This is a genomic window from Pyrobaculum sp. (assembly GCF_049971835.1).
In the GTDB taxonomy this organism is placed as follows: domain Archaea; phylum Thermoproteota; class Thermoprotei; order Thermoproteales; family Thermoproteaceae; genus Pyrobaculum.
On the sequence record NZ_JBMFKV010000128.1, the window covers coordinates 1 to 5,731 of the forward strand.

Below are 5,731 nucleotides of genomic sequence, written 5' to 3' on the forward strand. Positions count from 1 at the left end.
CCCCGGCGGGGATCGAGGGCGCCCATGAGCCGCCCTAGGGGAACTTCCGCCCCTCAGGGCGGGGAGGAGGTCAGGGGGATCCACGCCCACGTCTTGAGGAGGTATGGAGTGTCTCCAAACGACGACGTCGACACCGCCGTCGCGAAGCTCTCCAACGTAGCTCCACATCTGGCGAAGTTTCTCAGAGAGGCGAGTTGCGTACTCTCGTCATAAAACCTCCACCCCTTTTTCCCTAACCACCACGTCTATTTCAAGCCGTGCGCCGTAGCGCCCCGGCAGGTAGATGCCGGGCTCTATTGTAAATACCATGCCTGGGCGCAGGACTTCTCCCGAGCCCGGGGAGATGTCCGGCGCCTCGTGGATCTCCAGACCCAGCCCGTGCCCCGTCCGGTGTATAAAATACCGTCCGTATCCCCCCGCCTCTATCACCCGACGCGCCGCGGCGTCTACCTCACGCGCGGCTACGCCCGGCGCCGCGGATCTCAGAGCCGCCTGCTGAGCCTCTCTAACTATTTCAAGTAGCTCTGCGTACTGGGGAGGCGCGTCGCCGTAGAAAAAGGAGTTGGTCAAGTCTCCGAAGTAGCCGCGGTAAGACGCGGTGACGTCCAGCACCACCGCCTCACCCACTTGGAGCCTCTTGTCTGTGGGCTCCTGGTGGGGCACGGCCGTGTTGGCTCCGAACTGCGCCAAGATGGGCCCCGGCTGGAGACCTGCGTTGTACAACGCGCCGTATATTCTAAAGGCCACCTCCCGCTCCGTGACGCCGGGGGAGAGCTCCACAGCCTCCAAAACCTCCCGTATCTTCGCAACGGCCGTCCTAATCCTCTCGACCTCCTCCTCCCGCTTCACGGCACGCATCTCTCTCAGCAACTCGTCGGCTAGGCGGAACTCCGCATGGGGGAACGCCCTCTTTATAATTTCAAAATGGCGGAGTGTGGTGCCGCCGTCGACGTAAATCACGTCTTGCGGGCAACCCCACGCCGCCTCCCTCAGCACGCTCGCCGGATCCTCCCCGTCTCTATACGCATACACCTCGCCGCCCACCCTGCCCGCGTCTAGGGCCGGGACAACCACCGCTACGCGTCCTCCGCACTTCACCGCTGCCTTGAAGCGCTCATAGGACTCGACCCAGACCCCAGTGAGATAGGCGAAGTTGACGGTGGTTGTCGCTACTATCATACAAACTCCAGCGGCACCTCTCTCAAATCCCCGCCTCCCGCCCGCCACGCCGCGGTTCTCCAGCTGTAGACATCGGATATTACCCAAACCACAGGCCAGAGCTCCATGTAGCGCTTATCCACAGCGCTCGGCACGGGGGGGCCCGGGTGGCTGTGGAATATGGCCAGAAGCTCTAGGCCCGCCTCCTCCGCCTCCGTAATGGCTCTGTACATCTCCTCGGGATCTATTCTGAAGGCCAGGGGGCTCCCCGCCACGTTCCTCACCCACGTCCACCTCATAACAGTGTCTCCCCTGCCGAGTAGAAGCGCGACGCACTCCTCCCTGGGCACGCACCTCTGCCTCGCCTCCTCCAGGAATCTGCCGGGTATCTTCATCTAAGCGGCACGTAGCGGGTGAGTTGCGCCTTTCTAGACATGGCTAGGCTTAGCCTCTCGATTTCGCTACCGCTCCCCCTAACCACCGCAATCGTCAAGCACTTTCCGTCTACATGTAGGTGGGTGTACGCCACTATGTGCCCCTTGTTCTCTTCAATAATCTCCCCTATGTCTGAAAACGAGTCGCTGACAGCGAGCACGACGCCGAGGCATTCATGTGCGGCGTCGGCGTGGCTCCTTCTCGCCTCTAGATACTCCTGCAGAGCAACCGCGACGATCTCGCTCCGCGTGACGCCCATGTCTTGAGATATCTTTTCCACCTCCTCAGCCACCTCCTTAGGTAGCGACACGCCAAACCTCTTCACACCAACCACCTGGAATCAGCTATTTATATACTATGCTCTATTAAGCCGTGTCTTGTATAGGCGTCGTCGACACAACCTTCGCCAGGGTAGACATGGGCGCGGTGGCCATCGACGAGTTGAAAAACCTACTCCCAAACACGGCTGTGCGGAGACTGACGGTGCCCGGCATAAAAAACACCGTGTGGGGAGCCTTGAAGCTGATAAAAGAGGGGTGCGACGCGGTGATCGTGCTGGGGTGGGTGGGCCCCACCCCGGTGGATAAATACAGCTACCTAGCCACCTCCATAGGCCTCATGCAACTACAGATAGAAACCGGCGTCCTAGTGCTAGACGTGACTGTACACGAGGAGGAGGGGGGCGGCGACGACAAGAAGTTGAAGGAAATTGCGCTGGATAGGACGAGGAAACATGTATGGAACCTGGTGCAGATGCTGAGGGGCGGCTTGGAGCAGTACGCAGGTAAGGGACTGAGACAGGGGTACCCCCACGCGGGGGAGATTATATAAATTTTTATCTATGCTACACTATATGACATATTTAAAATCTGTCTATATTAGTAAAGGGAACGACGCGCTACACCTATAAAAAATAAATAAAAAATATATAATTTTTAAATTAGATCTGCTTTTTACCTTTTTCAATAGAAATCTATTTAAAGTATTGAAGTCTTAGACTCAGGGCGGCTACGGCAAGGCGCCCCCACGCCTCCCGCCGTTGCCGTAGATCCGCCTCCTCTCTAGAATAATTTCGAGAGGAGCGTAGCGACGACTCCGCTTAGGAATATGCCGTCGAAGACGCCGGCCCCTCCAATAGAGACAAAAGGCGGCCTGTATCTAAGCACCCTTCTTAGATTTAGCAAATCTGCCCCAATGATGGTGCCATACACGGCAGTAATGTAAGTCGCCGCGGGTCCCCCTCCGGCTAGGAGGGCGGAAAGCACCGCGATGATGGGAGGCGCAAGCGCCGGGGTCACTACCCCTACGTTCGGCACCACGCGGCTCACTGCGTTTGTCAACACAGACGCCGCCGCTATGGAGGCGAGGAGCTCCGGCTTAAAAAACTGCGCCATGAGGAAGGTGGCCACAGCCAGCGGAACCACGGCGCCGCCTAGGTTAACAGCCAGGTAGGATCTCTCCTCCCTAAAAACTACCTGGGGTATCGGCACGGGGATTCCAAACACAACTACGTAGTCCACCACTGGGAGGTACTCCCTCCGGGAGAAGGAGTACACCACGACATTGACGGGGCTCGTGGCGAGGCTCAAAAACGTTATCGAGCTACCTAAAAGCAAAGCCGCGAAGACGTGTATACCCGAAGTCCTCAAGACGTCTACAAAGGAGAGCGTGAAGAAGGGCATGAGCAAGACAGCCAACCCAGCGTAGAGCAGGCCCAGCACCCCGTAAAAAGGCCACGCTATAATTATCCTCATCTCCTCACCGCCTTTGAATAGGCGGCCTCCGCAATATCGGCTGCGAAACCTACAATAGAAGCCGCCTCGTGCATAATAGCCGCGGCCTGCGGACATATGATCTGGAGAGCCTCCTTCTCCAGCTTGGCGCGCCTAGTCAAGACGGCCAGCGCCCTCTCCGTCTCGTTGTTGTAAAAGGCGTTAAACGCGTCCTGCATAAATGTATACACCTTTTTGAAGAGATCCAGCACCTCCGCCTTGCAAGCCACGACGTTCTGCAGATAGTAGTTAGTGGCGCGGTCAATCGCGTCGCCGACATGTTCAAGATTCTTTATCGTAATTACGTAATCCACATAGTGCTCAGGCTTCTGTATAATATTCCGCTTAACAGTCCTAAGCGAAAAGAAGTAGAGGCGGTCGAGCTGGTCGTCGAGGCGGAGGATCTCCTCAGCCAGCTCCCTCCTATCTAGACTAAGCATCTGGAGAAACAAGGCGAACATGGCGTCCACCGTGGTGTACATACTCCTAACCGCCTCGTCGATGTTTATATCCTCCCTCGTAACAATCCTCAGCCTCAAGACGCCGCTGAGCTCCATCAACACAACCCCCGGCAACTTGCCCTCAATCCTCGTCACAACCTCCGAAATATTCCTCGTCTCAATCTCCAACTCATCCGCCCCCTCTATGTAGTATGCAATAACGTCACGCACAATCTTTTCCACGTCGTCGCCTTTGATAGAAACCCTCCTCGCCGCCCCCGCCTCTGAGCCTGGCAGAACAGTTATCTTCTCCCTATCCACAATAACCCTCACAGGAGAGCCCACCCCCAGCCCATGCACCTCAACCCACTCCTTCGGCAGAGTAATGCCAAAAGACCTCTCCCCCACCCTGATAATTCTCCTCAACTCCACAGCCCACCCAAATACCCACTATATATCTCTATAGGGCGGATCGTCAGCCTGGGACGGCCACATCACAACTCAAAATCGGATGTGGTCATCACAACCTATCTTAACAAGGCCCTTAAATATTTGGCCAGGGGGTGAAGCGACTCAGCCCTAATAACCGCCTTAGCCGCCCTGGCGACCTCCTCGCTGGTCGGGTTAAACGCAATGGAGTAGCCAGCCTTCCTCAACATGGGCAAATCCGCCTCGCCGTCCCCCACCGCCACAGACTCCTCCCACCCCACGCCGAGGTGTTCAAGTATCTTACCGGCCACCTCCTCCTTATTCTTATCACTTACAACAACCGACACAGAGTACACAGCCCCGTCTCTATACACCAAGTCGTTCACCACATAGAAGTGGAAGCAGTGGGACAGCCTCCTGGTGTAGCCCACCCCCGCCGAGACGGCGATGGCGTATACACCCGCCTCCCGCAACACGGCGCACAAATCCTCCAGCCCCCTAGTCGTTTGGAAATAAGCCTCCACAATCCCCCTCGGGGCGCCGTGCCAAAGCAATACGTCGTAAAGCGCCCACTCGTAGTAGTTAATAACCCCCAGCTTATACAGCGCCCGGTTCAGAGAGCCGTCGGTGCCCAAAATCGCGTGTAGCCTCTGCCACGCGGAGCGGAAAGGCGTCACAACGCCGTCGACGTCAAGGATAACAGCCCTGTACCTCATTCCCTATACACCTTAATAGCCCTCGAGGGGCAGTGCCTCTCGGCCTCCTTCACTTGTTCATAAAGCTCATCTGGCACAACCCCCTCCTCAACGCTACCGTCTTTTGCATAGTCGGAGGAGACAACCGGCTTCCCCCCGTCTCCCGGTATGAAGACCGTGGGGGCGTAGAATAGGCAGAAATGCGCCACGACGCACCTAGATCTGTCAATCCTCACTCTCACTGGCATAGTCCAAAAAGCGAAGTCTATATATAACATTACCCCCCTCAACGAAGCCCCAGGCTTTCCAAAAGCGCCACTCCCCAGTCCTCCACAGGCCGGGGCCTGGCGACGCGGCAAGGCCTACCCCCACACAGCGCACCTTCGTAGGCGAGAAGGGCCCTCTTCACCTCCACCCCTGCCGTGTAGCCCCCCAGCGACAGATCGCTCTTAACCACCCGGTGGCAGGGCAGGACGACGGGGAGGGGGTTTGAAGCCATTAGCCTCCCCACATGCCGGGGGCTCGTGCCCAGCACCTCGGCGTATAGCTTGTAGGTCGTGACGTAGCCCCTCGGCACCCCCAGCAGATATAGAAGCCGCCTGTCCACCCCCTCCAGCCTCACCTCGCCGACGAGCTCCCGGAGAGACACCCACCGAGAGCAACCAGCGGGGTTCATGAAGATCCTAGCGCCGTCCCACCCGACGACGACAGGGCCATATTTTGAGCAGCTGACCTCCTCCCCGCCCTGAGGGGCGGAAGTTCCCCTAGGGCGGCTCATGGGCGCCCTCGATCCCCGCCGGGA

At 57.8% G+C, this 5,731-nt stretch carries 10 protein-coding genes; 2 read left to right on the plus strand and 8 right to left on the minus strand.

Annotation, left to right across the window (positions count from 1 at the left end; all coding sequences use genetic code 11):
* Nucleotides 1-213, plus strand: a 213-nt coding sequence (locus ACP5J3_RS10300) for a hypothetical protein (RefSeq protein WP_428495614.1), incomplete at its 5' end; no start/stop codon positions are given.
* On the opposite strand, the gene ACP5J3_RS10305 is transcribed toward ACP5J3_RS10300, so the two are convergent.
* Genes ACP5J3_RS10305 through ACP5J3_RS10315 form a run of 3 tightly spaced genes read right to left on the minus strand, consistent with a single transcriptional unit; the run spans nucleotide 208 to nucleotide 1,918 of the window.
* Nucleotides 208-1,179, minus strand: coding sequence for a M24 family metallopeptidase (locus ACP5J3_RS10305; protein ID WP_428495615.1), 972 nt, complete (start codon nucleotides 1,177-1,179; stop codon nucleotides 208-210). The two genes, ACP5J3_RS10300 and ACP5J3_RS10305, sit on opposite strands and share 6 nt — an antisense overlap.
* A complete protein-coding gene (locus tag ACP5J3_RS10310; RefSeq protein WP_428495616.1) occupies nucleotides 1,176-1,553 on the minus strand; it encodes a M67 family metallopeptidase in 378 nt (125 codons plus the stop codon). Before ACP5J3_RS10310 ends, ACP5J3_RS10305 begins: the two co-directional genes overlap by 4 nt.
* Nucleotides 1,550-1,918: a CopG family ribbon-helix-helix protein gene (locus ACP5J3_RS10315; protein ID WP_428495617.1), complete on the minus strand. Its 369-nt coding sequence runs from the start codon at nucleotides 1,916-1,918 to the stop codon at nucleotides 1,550-1,552. Before ACP5J3_RS10315 ends, ACP5J3_RS10310 begins: the two co-directional genes overlap by 4 nt.
* A gap of 47 nt (nucleotides 1,919-1,965) precedes the next feature.
* On the opposite strand from ACP5J3_RS10315, the gene ribC reads away from it, so the two are divergent.
* Nucleotides 1,966-2,424 (plus strand): riboflavin synthase, encoded by a 459-nt coding sequence (gene ribC / locus ACP5J3_RS10320; RefSeq protein WP_428495618.1) that lies wholly within the window; start codon nucleotides 1,966-1,968, stop codon nucleotides 2,422-2,424.
* A 230-nt stretch (nucleotides 2,425-2,654) separates the two neighbouring features.
* Here the strand turns inward: ribC and ACP5J3_RS10325 are convergent, their stop codons facing one another.
* The 5 genes from ACP5J3_RS10325 to ACP5J3_RS10345 form a co-directional block, all read right to left on the minus strand.
* Nucleotides 2,655-3,347, minus strand: a complete 693-nt coding sequence (locus ACP5J3_RS10325) for a DUF1614 domain-containing protein (RefSeq protein WP_428495619.1) — start codon at nucleotides 3,345-3,347, stop codon at nucleotides 2,655-2,657.
* Nucleotides 3,344-4,237: a PhoU domain-containing protein gene (locus tag ACP5J3_RS10330; protein ID WP_428495620.1), complete on the minus strand. Its 894-nt coding sequence runs from the start codon at nucleotides 4,235-4,237 to the stop codon at nucleotides 3,344-3,346. Before ACP5J3_RS10330 ends, ACP5J3_RS10325 begins: the two co-directional genes overlap by 4 nt.
* A 95-nt stretch (nucleotides 4,238-4,332) precedes the next feature.
* Nucleotides 4,333-4,950 carry an HAD family hydrolase gene (locus ACP5J3_RS10335; protein ID WP_428495621.1) on the minus strand — a complete coding sequence of 206 codons (618 nt, stop codon included), beginning with the start codon at nucleotides 4,948-4,950 and terminating at the stop codon, nucleotides 4,333-4,335.
* Nucleotides 4,947-5,177: a ferredoxin gene (locus tag ACP5J3_RS10340; RefSeq protein WP_428495622.1), complete on the minus strand. Its 231-nt coding sequence runs from the start codon at nucleotides 5,175-5,177 to the stop codon at nucleotides 4,947-4,949. The genes ACP5J3_RS10335 and ACP5J3_RS10340 overlap by 4 nt, the downstream gene beginning before the upstream one ends.
* A 38-nt stretch (nucleotides 5,178-5,215) precedes the next feature.
* Nucleotides 5,216-5,707, minus strand: coding sequence for a methylated-DNA--[protein]-cysteine S-methyltransferase (locus tag ACP5J3_RS10345; protein WP_428495623.1), 492 nt, complete (start codon nucleotides 5,705-5,707; stop codon nucleotides 5,216-5,218).
* Nucleotides 5,708-5,731: the final 24 nt, after the last annotated feature.